The organism is Xanthomonas pisi DSM 18956, assembly GCF_001010415.1.
GTDB classification, from domain to species: Bacteria; Pseudomonadota; Gammaproteobacteria; order Xanthomonadales; family Xanthomonadaceae; genus Xanthomonas; species Xanthomonas pisi.
This window is the reverse complement of record NZ_JPLE01000040.1, coordinates 17,291-33,721: the sequence shown is the minus strand read 5'-3', so window position 1 is coordinate 33,721 and position 16,431 is coordinate 17,291. Positions and strand designations below refer to the sequence as shown.

Here is a 16,431-nt window from a genome sequence, read left to right as displayed (position 1 = left end):
AAGTACATAACACGCTCTAGACCAGGCACCTGCCATGACTGTCGACTCCGCATCCCACCCGCCCCTGCCGCGCCGCCTGGTGCTGCTGATGGCGGCCGCCACCGGGCTGGCGGTAGCGAGCAATTACTACGCCCAGCCCCTGCTGGAAACGCTGGCGCAGGCTTTCACGATCCCGGTGCGCAGCGCCGGGGCGGTGGTGACTGCGGCGCAGCTGGCCTATGCGGCCGGGTTGCTGTTGCTGGTGCCGCTGGGCGACCGGCTGGAGCGGCGCAGCCTGATCGTGGGCCTGTTCGTGCTCAGCGCGCTGGGTCTGCTGATCAGCGCGAGCTCGCACAGCTTCGCGGTGTTGCTGGTGGGCACCATTGTCACTGGCGCCAGTTCGGTGGCGGCGCAGATCCTGGTGCCGTTCGCGGCGACCCTGGCCGCCCCGCACGAACGCGGGCGGGTGATCGGCACGGTGATGAGCGGGTTGCTGCTGGGTATCCTGCTGGCGCGTACCGCCGCCGGCGTACTGGCCGGGTTGGGCGGTTGGCACACGGTGTACTGGATCGCCTCGGGCTTGCTGCTGATCACCGCGGCCCAGTTGTGGCGCGGGCTGCCGCGGCATCCGGGCAATGCGCAGCTGGCGTATCCGCAGTTGGTGGGGTCGGTGCTGACGTTGTTGCGCGACGATGCGGTGCTGCGCGCGCGCGCGGTGCTGGGTGGGCTGATCTTTGCCGGCTTCAGCATGTTCTGGACCACGCTGGCGTTCCTGTTGTCCGGGCCTGCGTATGGCTATGGCACGGCGGTGATCGGGCTGTTCGGCCTGATCGGTGCGGCCGGCGCGCTGGCGGCCAATCGCTCGGGGCATTGGTCCGACCACGGTCATGGCGACCGCGTGAGCTGGGGTGGGCTGGTGATGCTGCTGCTGTCGTGGGGGTTGCTGGCGTTTGCGCCGCACTCGATGGCGTTGCTGATCGTTGGCGTGCTGCTGCTCGATATCGCCGTGCAGGGCGTGCACATCGCCAACCAGAGCGTGATCTACCAGCGCAATCCGCAGGCGCGTAACCGCATCACCTCGGCCTACATCACCTGCTATTTCATCGGCGGCGCGCTGGGGTCGACCTTGAGCACGGCCGCGTATGCGCAGGCCGGCTGGAGCGGCGTGGTGATCGGCGGGGCGCTGCTGGCGGTGGCCGCATTGGGCTGGGTGGGGTGGAGCGTGTCGCGTCATACCTGGAAGTAAGCGCTGCCGAGACAGAACGACGCGCTGTTGCAGGCTGCATTGCCGGTGTCTCTCGGGAGCTCGCTTCAGTGATTCTGGGGAGCCAACGCGGCCGCGCTGCGCGGCGTGGCCGATGACCGGCAGCGGCGCGCTGCCTGCAAGGGCCTGCTAGCGCGCGCCGACCGCCAGGCGCCCCGCACTCTCGGCCGGCGCGTCGGTCACCGCCACCGCAGCGGCGCGCAGCCTGGGCAGCAGGCGCAGGGTGAGTGCGAGCTGGTCGCGCACCAGGCGCTGCTTGGGCGGCAGCTGCACGGCGTGCTGCTCCAGCGCCTCGGCCATGGCGAGTTCTTCGCTTTCGTCATGCGCCGGCAGTGGCTGACGTTGGCTCAAGGCGGCGGCGATGTCGCCCAGCGCGCGCTGCAGGTAGTCGCCGGCCTGCGCGATGGCGGGATCGTGTTCGCCATCGAGCGCGGCGCGGTGCGCGCCCAGCGCCGACAGGTATCCCAGCAAGGTGTTGGACAGCGCCAGGAAGCGGAAGCCCGCATCCAGGTTGCGCCGGAAGCGGCCCGGCTCGCGCAGCATGTTGGACAGCGCCACCGACAACGCCGCATCGGCGTTGTGCATGTCGCGGCGCGCGATGCGGTAGGGCAGGTCGTCGCGCATGCCGCTGGCGTATTGCTCCAGCACCTGGGCCAGGTAGCGCGCGCAGCTGGCCAGCACCGTGGCCATCACCTGGTTGAGGCGGCGGCCCTGCCAGTCCGGCAGGATCAGGAACGAGGCGGCCGCGGCGATCGCGCAACCGATCAGCGTGTCGATCAGGCGCGGCCAGATCAGCACGAAGCCATCGCCGAGCAGGTTGAAGCAGAACAGCGCCATCACGGTGATGCCGGCGGTGGCCAGCATGTAGCGATCGGTACGGGTGATGAAGAAGACCAGCGCAGCGGCCAGCGCCAGCAGCAACTGCACTTCGGTGCCGGGGAACAGCTGCATCAGCGCCCAGGTGGCGACCAGGCCGATCAAGGTGCCGGCGATACGCTGCACCAGGCGCAGGCGGGTGGCACCGTAGTTGGGCCGGCACACGAAGGCGGTGGTGAGCAGGATCCAGTAGCCGTTGTCGGCATGGATGGACTGCATGATGGCGTAGCCGGCCACCAGTGCGATGGCCATGCGCAGGCCATGCCGGAACAGCACCGAGCCGGGCGTGAGTTGCTGGCCCAGCCGCGCGGCCATCTCGCGCAGGGTGTGCGGCGAGGAATCGCGCAGGCGGGTGTCGAGGTTGTCGCTGGTGGAATCGGATTGCGCCGCTTCCGAGAGCTTGCGTTCGATGGTCTGCAGATTGGTGACCAGCAGTTCCAGCGCGCCGAGCAGGCGGGCCAGTGCGGGGTCGGCGCGTGCATGCAGGTAGTCCAGCGACTGGCGCAGGTCTTCGGTGGCCAGGCGGCTGTTGTCGCCATAGTCGAACGGCTGCCGCAGCCGGATCGCCTCGCCCAATGCGGCGCAGGCCTTGCCCTGCAGCGCGAGCAGGCGCTGGCAGCGATACAGCACATCGCTGTGGAAGAACGCGTCGGTCAGCGCTTCGTACGGATAGTGCGACGAGCTGGCACGCTCATGGAATTCCTGCGCCATGTAATACAGCCGGAAATACAGGCCAGATTGCACGCCTGGCCGCCCCGACCGGCCGAAGCGGCTCATGATCGCGGTCTTGGCGGCATTGAGCGCGCCGACCACCTTGGCGTTCTGTTCGGCCAATGCCAGCCGGCGTGCGTGCAGGTCGCTCTGCCGCACCGGTTCGAACAGATCGGCCTTGAGCTTGAGATAACGGCCCAGCTCGAAGAACAGCCGCGACAGCCGCTCGCGCACCGGGCGATTGGCGAACAGGATGGTCCACAGGATCGACAGCACCCCGTACCAGGTGGCGCCGATCAGCAGCAAGGCCGCGCCGTGCCAGACCACCAGCGGATCGTGGCTGCCGTGCTGGTCCATGCCGATCATGGCGTAGATCGACAACGCCACGGTGGCCTGCGCGATCGAGGCGTAGCGCTCGCCCAGCGCGCCGAGCAGGGTCAACGAGAAGGTCGCCATCGCCATGCCGATCACGAACGCCAACGGATACGGAAACAGCAGTACCACCGACGCGGCGGCGGCGGCGAAACACAGCAGCGACAGCAGCACCGACTTGATGCGACCCAGCCAGTTGTCGTCGGTCTCGGCGATGGCGCTGGCGATCGCGCCCAGGAACAGCGCCGGCACCGCGGTGAGCTGCTGCCAGTGCCAGCACACGCCCATCGCCACCGCCAGCGCGATGAACACACGCAGGCCATAGCTGGCCTTTTCATGGGCCCACAGGCGGCTGAGGCGGGTTTCGAAGGAAGTGGTGGCCACGGTTTCTGATGGGCAAGCGTGCCCGCATTATTGCCGCAGGCACGCGCCGCCGGTGTGGACAGGGGCTAGTCCTTTGTCAGTAGCCGGCATGTGTGCGGACTGGAGCGGAGTGCGCGATTGCCCCGCAGCCCCGCTGCACGCGGCTGCGCGCAGCCGTGCGAACTGCGCGTCAGGCCAGCTGCACGGCCGTCTATCGCGCTTGGCGAGCTTGCAAGCTGTGGTTGCGAGCTTGAACACCGCCGTGTCGGCGACCACCAGCGAGCTGTTGCTCTGTTCGGCCGACCACCGGCGGATGTCCGTGCTTGCCCCCATCCGCCCTTCGGGCACCTTCCCCCGCTGGCGGGGAAGGATGCGGCTCAGGCCTGCGCCTGCCGCTCGCGGGAGATGGCACGCCACTCGATATCGCTGCGCTGGAAGGCGCTGGGCCAATGGATCGGCTGCAGGCCGGCGTACGCGGTGCACTGTGCGTCCTGCACGCTGTCGCCCAGGGCGGCCACGCACAGCACGCGGCCACCGGCGCTGATCACCTGCCCGTCGGCGTTCACCAGCGAGCTGTTGCTCTGTTCGGCCAACAACCGGCGGATGTCCGTGCTTGCCCCCATCCGCCCTTCGGGCACCTTCCCCCGGCTGGCGGGGGAAGGATGCGGCTCAGGCCTGCGCCTGCCGCTCGCGGGCGATGGCACGCCAGCCGATATCGCTGCGCTGGAAGGCGCTGGGCCAGTGGATCGGCTGCAGGCCGGCATACGCGGTGCGCTGTGCGTCCTGCACGCTGTCGCCCAGGGCGGCCACGCACAGCACGCGGCCACCGGCGCTGATCACCTGCCCGTCGGCATTCAACGCGGTACCGGCATGGAACACCTTGGCGCTGGCCGGCACCTGGTCCAGGCCGGTGATGACCTCGCCGGTGACCGGGGTTTCCGGATAGGGCCTGGCGGCGATCACCACACCCAGCGACGGGCGCGGGTCCCATTGCGCCTGCGCGCGGTCCAGCGTGCCGTCGATGGCCGCTTCGACCAGATCCACCAGATCCGACTGCAGGCGCAGCATCACCGGCTGGGTTTCCGGGTCGCCGAAGCGCACGTTGAATTCGATCACCTTCGGTGCGCCGTGCGCGTCGATCATCAGCCCGGCATACAGAAACCCGGTGAACGGCACGCCGTCGGCGATCATGCCTTGCACGGTCGGCTCGACCACCTCGCGCATCACCCGCGCGTGCACCTCGGGCGTGACCACCGGAGCCGGCGAGTACGCGCCCATGCCGCCGGTATTGGGGCCGGTGTCGCCATCGCCGACGCGCTTGTGGTCCTGGCTGGTAGCCATCGGCAAGGCGTGGCTGCCGTCGACCATGGAGATGAAGCTGGCTTCTTCGCCATCGAGAAATTCCTCGATGACCACGCGTGCGCCGGCATCGCCGAACGCATTGCCCGAGAGCATGTCGCGCACCGCGTCTTCGGCCTCGGCCAGCGTCATCGCCACGATCACGCCCTTGCCGGCGGCCAGGCCATCGGCCTTGACCACGATCGGCGCGCCTTTCTCGCGCACGTACGCAAGCGCGGCGTCCACCTCGGTATGCACCGCGTAATACGCGGTGGGGATGCCATGACGGGCGAGAAAATCTTTCGCGAAGGCCTTGCTGCCCTCCAGCTGCGCGGCCTTGGCGGTGGGCCCGAAGATGCGCAGGCCAGCCGCATGGAAGCGGTCGACCACGCCCAGCACCAGCGGCACTTCCGGGCCGACCACGGTGAGCGCGACGGCTTCGCGCTGCGCCAGCGCCAGCAGGCCGTCGAGGTCATCGACCTTGATCGCGACATTGCGGCACTTGGCCTCGGTGGCGGTGCCGGCATTGCCCGGCGCCACCAGGACCTCGCTCACGCGCGCGGACTGCGCGATCTTCCAGGCCAGGGCGTGTTCGCGGCCGCCGGAGCCGATGACAAGGATTTTCAAGAGAGCTGCTCGCTAGGACGGGGGATAAGGACGCGCTACTTGCAGCCTTCGCGCTGCAGAGCGTTGGGGAAGGGGTAGGTCCAGGTCTTGGGGTCGAGTGCGAACACATGCGTGGTGTCCAGCGTCTGCCCGCAATCGCTGCCGTGCTCGTGGATGCGCAGCGGCCAGGTGCGCGCCTGGGCGTTGCTGCTGTCCACGTCCAGGGTGAAGTCCACATCGAACGTTTCGGCCATGCATTGCGCCCGAGTCTGATCCGGCTCGCGCGCCTCGTCGTCGCAGGCCAGCGCGCCGCTGTTGTCGATATGCGCGCGCAGCGAGCCGGCGCCCACCAGTCCCTTGGGGCCGGGCACCACCAGATCCTGCGATTCCAGGATCAGGCCCTGGCCCATCCAGAAGCTGTGCACGATGAAACCGTAAAAATCGCTGCCCAGCCGCAGCACGTCCACGCTGCCGGGATTGCCATCGCTGCCGAAGGTGTCGGACAGTTTTTCGGCCACCACCTTGAAGCTGTCGCCGTCGCTGCGCAGCACGAAAAAGTCGATCAGCCCGGGATTGCCGTGGCCGCCGTCGCTGAGGCTGTGGCACACCGCCAGCAGCTGCTGTACCTGCTCGCCGACCACCACCGGCTGCTCGGCGCAGACCTGGCTGTCGGCCTTGAAGCCGTCGGCCTGTCCGCTCCACTCCGCCGCCAGGCCGGCCTTGGCGCCGTAGCGCGTGCGCAGGAAACCTTCCAGGCGCTCGGTGCGGCTCAGTTGCGTGGTGACGGCCGCCGCCGCAGCGGGCGCGGCGGCGGCAGGCGGTGCAGCAGGCGCGGGATCCTGCCTGCATCCGCCAAGCAGGCCGGCAGCCGCCACCATCACGGCGAGAGGGCGCAATCGGTCCATGGACCTGTCCTTGTCGTTCGCCTCAGTGGCGGAAATGCCGCACGCCGGTGAACACCATGGCGATACCGTGTTCGTCGGCGGCAGCGATCACTTCGCCATCGCGCATCGAGCCGCCCGGCTGGATCACCGCCTTGATGCCGGCCGCCGCGGCGGCATCGATGCCGTCGCGGAACGGGAAGAACGCATCCGATGCCATCACCGAGCCGGCCACCGTGAGCTTGGCTTCTTCGGCCTTGAGCGCGGCGATCTTGGCGCTGACCACGCGGCTCATCTGCCCGGCGCCCACGCCAATGGTGCGGCTGTCCTTGGCATAGACGATTGCGTTGGATTTGACGTACTTGGCCACGCGCCAGGCGAACAACAGATCGCCCAGTTCCGCATCGCTGGGCGCGCGCTGGGTGACCACGCTCAGTTCGCCCAGCGACATGCCGCGGTTGTCGGCCGACTGCATCAGCAGGCCGGAGCCAATGCGCTTGGTGTCGTAGTTGTTCAAGCCATTGCCGTGCGGAATCTTGAGCACGCGCACATTGGCCTTCTTGGTGGCGTATTCCAGCGCGCCGGCTTCGTAGTCGGGGGCGATCAATACCTCGACGAACTGGCGATCCAGAATGGCTTTTGCGGTGGCCGCATCCAGCGTCTTGTTGAAGGCCAGGATGCCGCCGAACGCGCTGGTGGGGTCGGTGGCATAGGCCAGCTCGTAGGCGTCGCCGCAGGCCGCGCCCACCGCCACGCCGCACGGGTTGGCGTGCTTGACGATCACGCAGGCCGGTGCATCGAACTGACGCACGCATTCCCATGCCGCATCGGCATCGGCCAGGTTGTTGTAGCTCAGTTCCTTGCCTTGCAGCTGCTGAAAGGTGGCCAGGGTGCCCGGCACCGGGTACAGGTCGCGGTAGAACGCGCCGGATTGGTGCGGATTCTCGCCGTAGCGCAGGTCCATGACCTTGATGAAGTTGGAATTGATCTGCGCCGGAAACGGGCTGCGCGTGGGCACGTTTTCGGTGCTGTCGGCCACCGCCGACAGATAGTTGCTGATCGCCGCGTCGTATTGCGCCACGCGGTTGAACGCGGCCACCGACAGCGCAAAGCGCTTGGCGGCCGACAGCTGGCCGTCGTTGGCTTCCAGCTCGGCGAGCAGGTCCGCGTATTGCGACGGGTCGGTGGCCACCGCCACGCGCGCGAAGTTCTTGGCTGCGCTGCGCAGCATCGCCGGCCCACCGATGTCGATGTTTTCCACCGCATCGGCCAGCGTGCAATCGGCCTTGACGGTGACCGACTCGAACGGATACAGGTTGAGCACCAGCAGATCGATCGGCGCGATGCCGTGTTCGGCCATCACCGCCTCATCGACGCCGGCGCGGCCGAGCAGGCCGCCGTGCACCAGCGGGTGCAGGGTCTTGACGCGGCCGTCCATCATTTCCGGGAAACCGGTCAGGTCGGCGACGTCCCTGACCGGCAGGCCGGCGTCGCGGATCGCCTTGGCGGTGCCGCCGGTGGACAGCAGCTCGACCTTGCGCGCCACCAGCGCGCGGGCCAGGTCGATCAGGCCGGTCTTGTCGGAAACGGAGAGCAGGGCCCGGCGCACGGGCAGGAAATCGGAGGCCATGAGTGAGGGAACAGTCGTTGCGGGGCAGCCGATATTGTAGGCTGCGCCAGCGCTCGAATGGACTCAACCACTGGTATGGCCTCGATTTATGCTCTGAAGGGACGCTTCCAGGACCTGCTGCGGCCCATGGTTGGCGCGCTCTACCGTGGCGGCATCACTGCCAACCAGGTGACGCTCGTCGCCGCAGCGGTGTCGTTGATGGTGGCGGCGGTGGTCTACCGCGCCGGCGCCAGCTGGCCGCTGCTGTATCTGTTGCTACCGGTGTGGATGCTGCTGCGCATGGCGCTCAATGCGGTGGATGGCATGTTGGCGCGCGAGTTCGGCCAGCAGTCGCGCCTGGGCGCCTACCTCAACGAGCTGTGCGACGTGGTGGCCGATGCGGCGCTGTACCTGAGCCTGCTCGGTGTGCCCGGGGTGGGCGTGCACTGGCTGTGGATGTTTGCGCTGCTGGCGGCGCTGACCGAATACGCCGGCGTGCTCGGGCTGATGGTCGGTGCCGGTCGTCGCTATGACGGGCCGATGGGCAAGAGCGACCGTGCCTTCGTGATCGGCGTGGTGGGTGTTGGCCTGGCCTGTGGGCTGCTGGGTGCGCGCGGGGTGACCTGGGTCGCCATTGCCTTGAGCCTTGCCTGCAGCGCCACGGTATGGCGGCGGGTGCGCGCCGGGCTGGCCGACGCCGCGGCGCACTGATCGACATCGCGCAACGGCAGGCGCTGCCGCCTCGCCCGGGCGCTGCGCGTCCCTCACTCTTCTCACTGATTTCAGGATGATCCGATGCGTGATGTCGTAGAGCGGGAATTCGCCAGTTTCGATGGCACGCAGCTGTTCTATCGGCATTGGCCGACGCAGCTGGCAGGTGCCGCACCCAAGGCGGTGGTGCTGCTGCACCGTGGGCATGAGCACTCCGGCCGGGTGATGCATCTGGCCGAAGAATTGAACCTGCCCGATGCGCAGTTCTTCGCCTGGGATGCACGCGGCAATGGCCGCTCGCCAGGGACGCGTGGCGATGCGCCGGGCTTCGAGGCGCTGGTGCGCGATCTGGACAGTTTCATCGCGCATCTGTGCGCCACGCATGGCATCGCGGTGCAGGACATCGCCGTGGTCGCGCAGAGCGTGGGCGCGGTGGTCGCAGCCACCTGGGTGCACGATTACGCACCGCCGCTACGCGCGCTGGTGCTGGCCTCGCCGGCGTTCAAGGTCAAGTTGTACGTGCCGTTCGCACGTGCCGGGCTGGCGCTGATGCATGCGCTGCGCGGCAACTTTTTCGTCAACAGCTACGTCAAGCCGCAGTGGCTCACCCACGATGCGCAGCGCGTGGAAAGCTACCGCACCGATCCGCTGATCACCCGTCCGATCTCGGTCCGCGTGCTGCTGGGCCTGTACGCGGCGGCCGACCGCGTGGTAGCCGATGCACAGGCGATCACCGTGCCGACGCAGTTGCTGGTGTCCGGTTCGGACTTTGTGGTGCACCGCGGCCCGCAGGATCGGTTCTACGAGAACCTGGGCTCGCCGATCAAGCAGCGGCATTGGCTGCCGGGATTTTTTCACGACACCCTGGGCGAGCGCGACCGCGCCCTGGCCATCGTGCCGATTCGCGCCTTTATCCAGGCGCGTTTCGCACAGCCCCCGCTGCGCGCCCGATTGCGCGATGCGCATCGGGCCGGCCCCAGCTTCGAAGAAGCCGAACGTCTGGCCTGGCCGCCGCAACGCAATAGCCTGCAGGACCTGCGCTGGCGCGGCGTGCGTGCCGGTCTGCGTCTGGGCGGCACGCTGTCGGAGGGCATTGCATTGGGCCTGCAGACCGGCTTCGATTCCGGCAGCACGCTGGATTACATCTACCGCAATCAGGCGCGCGGACGTGGCCCGTTGGGGCGCATGATCGACCGCAATTATCTCGATGCGATCGGTTGGCGTGGCATCCGCATCCGTGGCGCGCATCTGGGCGAGCTGCTGCGCGATGCGGCAGGCCGCCTGCGCCAGGCGGGCCTGCCGGTGCGCGTGCTCGATGTGGCCGCAGGCCACGGCCGTTATGTGCTCCAGGCGCTCGGCAGCGGTGCGCAACGCGCCGATGCCATCGTGCTGCGCGATTTCAGCCCGCTCAACGTCACCCAGGGCGGCGAGTTGATTCGCACGCTCGGCGCCGGCGACATCGCCCGTTTCGAGCAAGGCGATGCGTTCGACCCGGCCGCGCTGGCTGCGGTGCAGCCGGCGCCCACCCTGGCGGTGGTGTCGGGCTTGTACGAACTGTTTGCCGACAACGACCAGGTGGCGCGCTCGCTGGCCGGCCTGGCGGCGGCTGTGCAGCCGGGCGGGTATCTGCTCTACACCGGCCAGCCGTGGCATCCGCAGCTGGAATTCATTGCGCGCGCCCTCACCAGTCACCGCGATGGCGTGGCCTGGGTGATGCGCCGGCGCAGCCAGCAGGAGATGGATGAGCTGGTGGAGGCGGCAGGCTTCCGCAAGGTGGCGCAGCGGATCGATGCATTCGGCATCTTCACCGTGTCGATGGCGCAGCGGATCGACGCATGACGCATGGCGCGCGCCCGACCGGTCGTGCCGCGCTGTGGTTGGCGTTGCTGGGGCCGTTTTTCTTCCTCAGCTATGGCCTGGCCAATACGCTGGCCGGGCGTGCGCAGCACGTGCCGTCGGTGGTGTTCGGCTGGGAACACGGCATGCCGTTCTGGCCGTGGACCATCGTGCCGTACTGGACGATCGACCTGTTCTACGCCGCCTCGTTCTTTGTCTGCCGTACCCGCCGCGAACTGGATACGCACGCGCTGCGCCTGCTCAGCGCGCAAGTGCTCTGCGTCACGTGTTTTGTGCTGTGGCCGTTGCGGTACAGCTTCGTGCGCCCGGACACGCAGGGTGTGTTCGGCTGGTTGTTTGCCGTGCTGCTGGGCTTCGACAAGCCGTTCAATCAGGCGCCGTCGCTGCACATCGTGTTGCTGGTGGTGCTGTGGGTGCGCTATGGGCAGCATCTGTCCGGTGTGTGGCGCTGGCTGTTGCATGGTTGGTTCGGCCTGATCGGCGTGTCGGTGCTGACCACGTATCAACACCATTTCCTGGATATCCCCACCGGGCTTGCGGCCGGGTGGCTGTGCGTGTGGCTGTGGCCGGAGCGTATCGCCGCACCGTTTGCGCAGGCGCAACTGGCGCGCGATCGGCGGCGTTGGCGTTTGGCGGCGTTGTATCTGCTCGGCGCAGTCGCCAGCGCCGCAGCGGCGCTGCGCAGCGGCGGCGCCGGGTTATGGGCGTTGTGGGTGAGCCTGTCGCTGGGCCTGGTCGCGCTGAACTATGCAGCGCTTGGCGCGCTCGGATTTCAGAAACGCAGCGATGGCGGGCTGAGTCTGGCTGCGCGCTGGTTGTATGCGCCGTATCTGCTGGCGGCCTGGTGCAACTCGCGGCTCTGGACGCGGCGCGACCCGTTGCCGCGCGCGGTCTGCGATGACGTGTGGTTGGGGCGTATTCCGCTGCCCGGCCAGCGCGCAAGCTTCGCCGCGGTGGTGGACGTGAGTGCGGAGTTGTCCCTGTACGCCGCACGCGCGCAGGACCGCGCGTTGCCGATGCTGGATCTGGTGGCGCCTGCGCCTGTGCAGCTGCGCGCCGCCGCCGATGCGATCGAGGCGGCGCGCGTGCACGGCCCGGTGCTGGTGTGCTGCGCACTGGGCTACTCGCGCAGCGCCGCCAGCGTCGCGACCTGGTTGGTGCGCAGTGGCCGCAGCAGCGATGTGGACGCGGCCATCGCGCAGCTGCGCAGCGCACGCGCGTCGATCGTGCTGGGCGCGCAGCATCGCGCTGCCATCGTGGCTGCGTGTATGGCGCACCCACACAACGACAGCGCGGCCGAGCGGAGTCTGCAATGAACACATCCCCGATGACCTTGGCAGCCATGCGTGCGGTGTTGCGCCAGGGCGCGCCCCTGGACCGGTTCTCGTTGCTGCTGCTGGCGGCTGCCATCGCCTTGCTGGGAGTTGCCGAGGCGCCGCCGTTGATACAACTGAGTTTTGCGCTCAGCGCAGCGGCCGGGCTGATGCAGCGCTATTGGGCATTGCGCGTGGGCCTGGATGTCGACCTGCTGGAGGGCGTGATCGCGCAGATGGCGCGCGGCAGCGACCCAACCCACGCTGCGCAACAGCTCGATACGGCGCTGCATGCCATCGGCCTGCGTGCGACGCTGCCGTCCACGCGTGATTGGTCGGCGCGCTGGGTCGGCATGCGCCGCTTGCTGCGCTGGCAACTGGCGAGCGTGGCGGCGCAGCTGCTGTGCTTGGTCGCGGCACTGGCATTGCGGGTATTGGGATGAGCGACGCGCACCGCTCCGGTCAGCCCGAACCGATGCAGGCCACTGCGGCGCAGCAGGCGTTGTGGCAGCGCTTGCAGGCGTATCGTTTTGGCGGCGATGCCGATGCCTTGCCCGCCTTCGTGCGGCGTGTCGCCAGGCAGGCCCAGTGCAGCGTGGCGCAGGCGCAGCAAGCGGTAGACGAATACCGGCGCTTCTGTTTTCTGGCGTGCACCGACACCCACGATGTGACGCCCAGCCCCCTGGTCGATCAGGTCTGGCACACCCATCTCACCGATACCCGCGAGTATTGGCAGCAGTTCTGCCCACAGGTGTTGCAGACCACCCTGCATCATCAGCCCGGACGCGGTGGTAGCGACGACGCTGCGCGTTTCCAGGCGCAGTATCGGCAGACCCTGGAGCGCTACCGCACACACTTCGGGCAGCCGCCGGTGCAGGTCTGGCCTGCACCATCGCCGCCGCCGGCAGCCACGCCTGCGCAGCAACACGATGCCGAGGCCAGCCTGCGTGCCCTGCGCGGCGAGCCGATGCACGCGCAGCGCGGCGCAGGCATCGGCACGGTGCTCGTCTGGGCCGTGGCGACGCTGGTGATTAGCGTGGTTGCCGGCAACGGGGAGGTCGCCTCGCCGCTGCACTGGCGCGGCAGCAGTTTTCTGGCGTTGTTTGCGGTGGGGATCGGCCTGGCCTGGTCGGCATCGGCGTGGTTGCGGCGGCGCCTGCGCGGCAGCGTGCATCTGCGGCCGGTGGATGCGGTCGATGCGATGGAACTGGCCTGTCTGAGCGGTGGCGACGGTCGCGTGGCCGATCTGCTGTTCGCCCGCCTGCTGGCCTGCGATGCGGTACATCTGCAGCGCGATGAGGATGCGCAGGCGCGCAAGTGGGTACGTCGCGATCCGGGCGTTGCAGTGCCGGCGGCGCTGCAGCCGGCACTGCAACGCGTGCGCGATGGAGACGATCCGGTGCTGGCATGGCAGGCGCTGCGCGCGCTGGCCGCACCGGTGCAGCAGCGCCTGATCGACAAGGGGTTGCTGCTGGATCGGCGCACGGCGCTGCTGGTGCGCGGGGTGAGCGCAGTTCCGGTGGCCGCGCTATGGGGCCTGGGCGCCTGCAAGCTGGTGATCGGGCTGCAGGGGGGCTATCCGGTGGGCTATCTGCTGGCCTTGATGGTGCTGGTCAGCATGCTGGTGCTGGGATTCTTGCTGGTGCCGGTACGCCGCAGCGGGGCCGGCGATGCGCGCCTGCGCGAGCGCAGATCGACGGTCAGGCCCGACGCGGCGCGCACCGGCAACGATCCCGGCGAAGCGGTGGCGTTGTACGGCACCGTCGCGTTGGTGGGCACGCCATGGGTGAGCTATCACACGCTGCGCGCGCCGACGCCCGGCAACACCGACAGCAGCGGCAGCAGTTGCGGCGGTGGCGGCGACAGTGGTGGTGGAGATAGTGGAGGTGGAGACGGTGGCGGTGGATGTGGTGGCTGCGGCGGAGGAGGCGACTGATGCAACGCAGACAGACCCTGTTGCAACGACGCCAGCGCTGGGCACGCGCCTTGCGCGGACGCGGCGCCACGCCCAATGGCGTGTCGTGGGCCGGAATCGCCTTCGCCGCGCTGGCCGGGGCGATGTTCTACATCGCCTTGAGCGCACCGGCGCGCGAAGGCGTCGCGCCCCTGCTGCTGGCCTTGCTCGGTCTGCAGGGGCGGCTGTGGTGCAACCGCCTGGATGGCGTGCTGGCGCGACAGACGCGGCTGGTATCGCGCGCTGGTGAGGTCTACAACGATGCGCCGGACCGCCTGTCGGATGTGCTGGTCTGCGTCGGGCTGGGCTACGGCCTGCAGGCCAGCGTGCCGTGGGCCGCGCAACTGGGCTGGGCAGCGGCGCTGTGCTGCGTGGCCACCGCCTACGTGCGCATGCTCGGCCTGGCCTGCGGCACCGCCGAGCCACGGCAGGGGCCGATGGCGCGCGTGCAGCGCATGCACTGGTTGTCGCTGAGCACCGTGCTGGCGATGCCGTGGCAGTGGATGGGCCAGCCGCGCATCGCGGCATGGGTATTGATCGGCGCGCTGGCGGTGTTGATCGCCGGTGCGCTACTGACGGTGGTGCTGCGGCTGCGCATGATCGTGCGCACATTGGAGTGGACATGATTGCCCGTTTGATTGCGCGTGCCTGCAGCGGCGCCATCCGTACCTTGACCGGCGCGCGTGCGTTGTGGCGCGGCTGTGCGCCGTCCAACGAGCGCCGCGTGTATTACGGCAACCACGCCAGCCACGGCGATTTCGTGCTGATCTGGTCGTCGTTGCCGGCCAGCCTGCGACACGAAGTGCGCCCGGTGGCCGCAGCCGATTACTGGCAACGCACCGCGTTGCGGCGCTATCTGATCCACGCGGTGTTCAATGGCGTGCTGATCGAACGCAACCCGGCGCAACGCACCCGCGACCCGATCCAATGCCTGTGCGATGCGATCGATGCCGGCGATTCGCTGATCCTGTTTCCCGAAGGCACGCGCAACCCGGACGAAGGCGTGCTGCCGTTCAAGAGCGGGCTGTATCACCTGGCGCGGCAACGCCCGGAGCTGGAGTTCGTGCCGGTTTGGATCGACAACCTCAAGCGCGTGATGCCCAAGGGCAAGTGGTTGCCGCTGCCGTTGTTGTGCACCACCACCTTCGGTGCGCCGTTGCGGCTGGATGCCGATGAAGGCAAGGACGCGTTCCTGGCGCGTGCACGCGAGGCGCTGCTGGCGTTGTCGCCGGATCAACTGGAGGCGCGCGCATGAATCCCTATGTCTTCAGCGGCCAGTTGCAGCAGTCTTCGATGCATCAGCAGACGCTGTGGTTGTTCAGCGGCATCGCACTGGTCTTGATCATTGCCACGTTGATTTCCGAAACGCTGCGTTGGCGCGCACGCGCGCACCCGAGCGCGGTGCTGGACAACCTGGTGGCACGCATTCGCGCCTGGTGGGTGATGGCGGCGGTGGTCGGCATCGCATTCGTGTTCGGGCGCGCCGGGGTGATCGGCCTGTTCGCATTGGTGTCGTTGTTTGCGCTGCGCGAGTTCATCACGCTCGCCCCGACGCGGCGCGGCGATTACTACGCCTTGCTGGCCGCCTTCTACATCGTGCTGCCGTGGCAATACGGGCTGGTGTGGACCGGTTGGTATGGCATGTACACGCTGCTGATTCCGGTCTATGCATTCTTGGTGTTGCCGATCCTGGCCACCATCGGCGGCGATACCACGCGTTATCTGGAGCGCACTGCCAAGGTGCAGTGGGGCTTGATGATCAGCGTGTTCTGCATCTCGCACGTGCCCGCATTGCTGAATCTGGAAATCCCCGGGTATGCCGGGCGTAACCTGTTGTTGATCGCCTTCCTGGTGATCGTGGTGCAGTCCTCGGATGTCTTGCAGTACGTCTGGGGCAAGTTGGCCGGCCGCCATCTGATCGCGCCGAAACTGTCGCCGTCCAAAACGGTGGAAGGCTTCGTCGGCGGCGTGCTGTCGGCCAGCCTGCTGGGCATGGCGCTGTGGTGGATCACCCCGTTCGCGCCGTGGCATGCCTTCGGGCTGGCGCTGGTGGCCAACCTGATGGGGTTCTTCGGCGGCCTGGTGATGTCGGCGATCAAGCGCGATCGCGGCATCAAGGACTGGGGCCACATGATCGAAGGCCACGGCGGCGTGCTGGACCGGCTGGACTCGGTGTGCTTCGCCGCCCCGGTGTTCTTCCACCTGATCCGCTACGGCTGGGCGTAAGCCCCCGGCTCCTAAACGGTCACCACAGGTGCGGTGCCAGTCAACGACGCAGCAACGCTCTTACGATTCCCCAATCCCGATTCCCGATTCCCGATTTACGTCAGCCCGTACTCTTTCAGCTTCTTGCGCAAGGTAGCGCGGTGAATGCCCAGCAGCGCCGCGGCGCGGCTCTGGTTGCCTTCGCAGTGATTGAGCACTTCGACGAACAACGGGATCTCCATTTCGCGCAACACGATCTCGTAGACATCGTCCGCGTCGCTGCCGTCCAGATCGCGCAGGTAACGGCGAACGGACTGCGCCACGTGTTCGCGCAGCGGCGACTTCGGGGCGCCACGACTGGTGTCAGGACGAGAGGGGGCTGCGTTCAAAGG

Annotated in this window: 14 protein-coding genes and 2 pseudogenes; 9 read left to right on the top strand and 7 right to left on the bottom strand. The window is 68.1% G+C overall.

The features are described from left to right. Positions 1-34: 34 nt before the first annotated feature. A complete protein-coding gene (locus tag Y887_RS10250; protein ID WP_046964231.1) occupies positions 35-1,225 on the top strand; it encodes an MFS transporter in 1,191 nt (396 codons plus the stop codon). 147 nt (positions 1,226-1,372) lie between these two features. On the opposite strand, the gene yccS is transcribed toward Y887_RS10250, so the two are convergent. The 6 genes and pseudogenes from yccS to purH form a co-directional block, all read right to left on the bottom strand. Beyond that, positions 1,373-3,586 (bottom strand): YccS family putative transporter, encoded by a 2,214-nt coding sequence (gene yccS, locus Y887_RS10245; protein ID WP_046964230.1) that lies wholly within the window; start codon positions 3,584-3,586, stop codon positions 1,373-1,375. Between the two features lie 65 nt (positions 3,587-3,651). Beyond that, a pseudogene (locus Y887_RS20975) lies at positions 3,652-3,844 on the bottom strand (hypothetical protein). Positions 3,845-3,942: 98 nt separating this feature from the next. Further along, a pseudogene (locus Y887_RS20260) lies at positions 3,943-4,128 on the bottom strand (phosphoribosylglycinamide synthetase C domain-containing protein); the annotation flags it as partial. A gap of 106 nt (positions 4,129-4,234) precedes the next feature. Further along, complete coding sequence (gene purD / locus Y887_RS10230; RefSeq protein ID WP_046964228.1) at positions 4,235-5,530, bottom strand: phosphoribosylamine--glycine ligase; 1,296 nt, start codon at positions 5,528-5,530, stop codon at positions 4,235-4,237. Positions 5,531-5,565: 35 nt separating this feature from the next. Beyond that, complete coding sequence (locus tag Y887_RS10225) at positions 5,566-6,414, bottom strand: hypothetical protein (protein ID WP_046964227.1); 849 nt, start codon at positions 6,412-6,414, stop codon at positions 5,566-5,568. 22 nt (positions 6,415-6,436) lie between these two features. Continuing rightward, positions 6,437-8,020, bottom strand: coding sequence for a bifunctional phosphoribosylaminoimidazolecarboxamide formyltransferase/IMP cyclohydrolase (gene purH / locus Y887_RS10220; protein ID WP_046964226.1), 1,584 nt, complete (start codon positions 8,018-8,020; stop codon positions 6,437-6,439). 75 nt (positions 8,021-8,095) lie between these two features. On the opposite strand from purH, the gene Y887_RS10215 reads away from it, so the two are divergent. The 8 genes from Y887_RS10215 to Y887_RS10180 all read left to right on the top strand — a co-directional run bounded on the left by Y887_RS10215 (position 8,096) and on the right by Y887_RS10180 (position 16,060). Beyond that, positions 8,096-8,710 carry a CDP-alcohol phosphatidyltransferase family protein gene (locus Y887_RS10215; RefSeq protein ID WP_046964225.1) on the top strand — a complete coding sequence of 205 codons (615 nt, stop codon included), beginning with the start codon at positions 8,096-8,098 and terminating at the stop codon, positions 8,708-8,710. 84 nt (positions 8,711-8,794) lie between these two features. After that, a complete protein-coding gene (locus Y887_RS10210) occupies positions 8,795-10,549 on the top strand; it encodes a bifunctional alpha/beta hydrolase/class I SAM-dependent methyltransferase (protein ID WP_046964224.1) in 1,755 nt (584 codons plus the stop codon). Continuing rightward, entirely contained in the window at positions 10,546-11,883 is a 1,338-nt protein-coding gene (locus tag Y887_RS10205) for a phosphatase PAP2/dual specificity phosphatase family protein (protein ID WP_046964223.1), read from the top strand. The genes Y887_RS10210 and Y887_RS10205 overlap by 4 nt, the downstream gene beginning before the upstream one ends. Beyond that, complete coding sequence (locus Y887_RS10200) at positions 11,880-12,323, top strand: hypothetical protein (protein ID WP_046964222.1); 444 nt, start codon at positions 11,880-11,882, stop codon at positions 12,321-12,323. Before Y887_RS10205 ends, Y887_RS10200 begins: the two co-directional genes overlap by 4 nt. Beyond that, the gene (locus Y887_RS10195; RefSeq protein WP_046964221.1) at positions 12,320-13,816 is read left to right on the top strand and encodes a TIGR04222 domain-containing membrane protein; all 1,497 of its coding nucleotides are present in this window, start codon (positions 12,320-12,322) and stop codon (positions 13,814-13,816) included. The genes Y887_RS10200 and Y887_RS10195 overlap by 4 nt, the downstream gene beginning before the upstream one ends. Then, positions 13,816-14,460 carry a CDP-alcohol phosphatidyltransferase family protein gene (locus tag Y887_RS10190; RefSeq protein WP_046964220.1) on the top strand — a complete coding sequence of 215 codons (645 nt, stop codon included), beginning with the start codon at positions 13,816-13,818 and terminating at the stop codon, positions 14,458-14,460. The genes Y887_RS10195 and Y887_RS10190 overlap by 1 nt, the downstream gene beginning before the upstream one ends. Continuing rightward, positions 14,457-15,089, top strand: a complete 633-nt coding sequence (locus Y887_RS10185; RefSeq protein WP_046964219.1) for a lysophospholipid acyltransferase family protein — start codon at positions 14,457-14,459, stop codon at positions 15,087-15,089. The genes Y887_RS10190 and Y887_RS10185 overlap by 4 nt, the downstream gene beginning before the upstream one ends. After that, on the top strand, positions 15,086-16,060 hold the full coding sequence (locus tag Y887_RS10180; protein ID WP_046964218.1) for a phosphatidate cytidylyltransferase: 975 nt from the start codon (positions 15,086-15,088) through the stop codon (positions 16,058-16,060). The genes Y887_RS10185 and Y887_RS10180 overlap by 4 nt, the downstream gene beginning before the upstream one ends. 95 nt (positions 16,061-16,155) lie before the next feature. On the opposite strand, the gene fis is transcribed toward Y887_RS10180, so the two are convergent. After that, on the bottom strand, positions 16,156-16,428 hold the full coding sequence (fis, locus tag Y887_RS10175) for a DNA-binding transcriptional regulator Fis (RefSeq protein WP_025981816.1): 273 nt from the start codon (positions 16,426-16,428) through the stop codon (positions 16,156-16,158). Between the last annotated feature and the right edge of the window lie 3 nt (positions 16,429-16,431).

Excerpts from the sequence above, each read along its gene's own strand:
- Y887_RS10250 (WP_046964231.1), top strand. The coding sequence starts at position 35 with ATGACTGTCGACTCCGCATCCCACCCGCCCCTGCCGCGCCGCCTGGTG.
- Y887_RS10225 (WP_046964227.1), bottom strand. The coding sequence starts at position 6,414 with ATGGACCGATTGCGCCCTCTCGCCGTGATGGTGGCGGCTGCCGGCCTG.
- purH (WP_046964226.1), bottom strand. The coding sequence starts at position 8,020 with ATGGCCTCCGATTTCCTGCCCGTGCGCCGGGCCCTGCTCTCCGTTTCC.
- Y887_RS10215 (WP_046964225.1), top strand. The coding sequence starts at position 8,096 with ATGGCCTCGATTTATGCTCTGAAGGGACGCTTCCAGGACCTGCTGCGG.
- Y887_RS10210 (WP_046964224.1), top strand. The coding sequence starts at position 8,795 with ATGCGTGATGTCGTAGAGCGGGAATTCGCCAGTTTCGATGGCACGCAG.
- Y887_RS10205 (WP_046964223.1), top strand. The coding sequence starts at position 10,546 with ATGACGCATGGCGCGCGCCCGACCGGTCGTGCCGCGCTGTGGTTGGCG.
- Y887_RS10200 (WP_046964222.1), top strand. The coding sequence starts at position 11,880 with ATGAACACATCCCCGATGACCTTGGCAGCCATGCGTGCGGTGTTGCGC.
- Y887_RS10195 (WP_046964221.1), top strand. The coding sequence starts at position 12,320 with ATGAGCGACGCGCACCGCTCCGGTCAGCCCGAACCGATGCAGGCCACT.
- Y887_RS10190 (WP_046964220.1), top strand. The coding sequence starts at position 13,816 with ATGCAACGCAGACAGACCCTGTTGCAACGACGCCAGCGCTGGGCACGC.
- Y887_RS10185 (WP_046964219.1), top strand. The coding sequence starts at position 14,457 with ATGATTGCCCGTTTGATTGCGCGTGCCTGCAGCGGCGCCATCCGTACC.
- Y887_RS10180 (WP_046964218.1), top strand. The coding sequence starts at position 15,086 with ATGAATCCCTATGTCTTCAGCGGCCAGTTGCAGCAGTCTTCGATGCAT.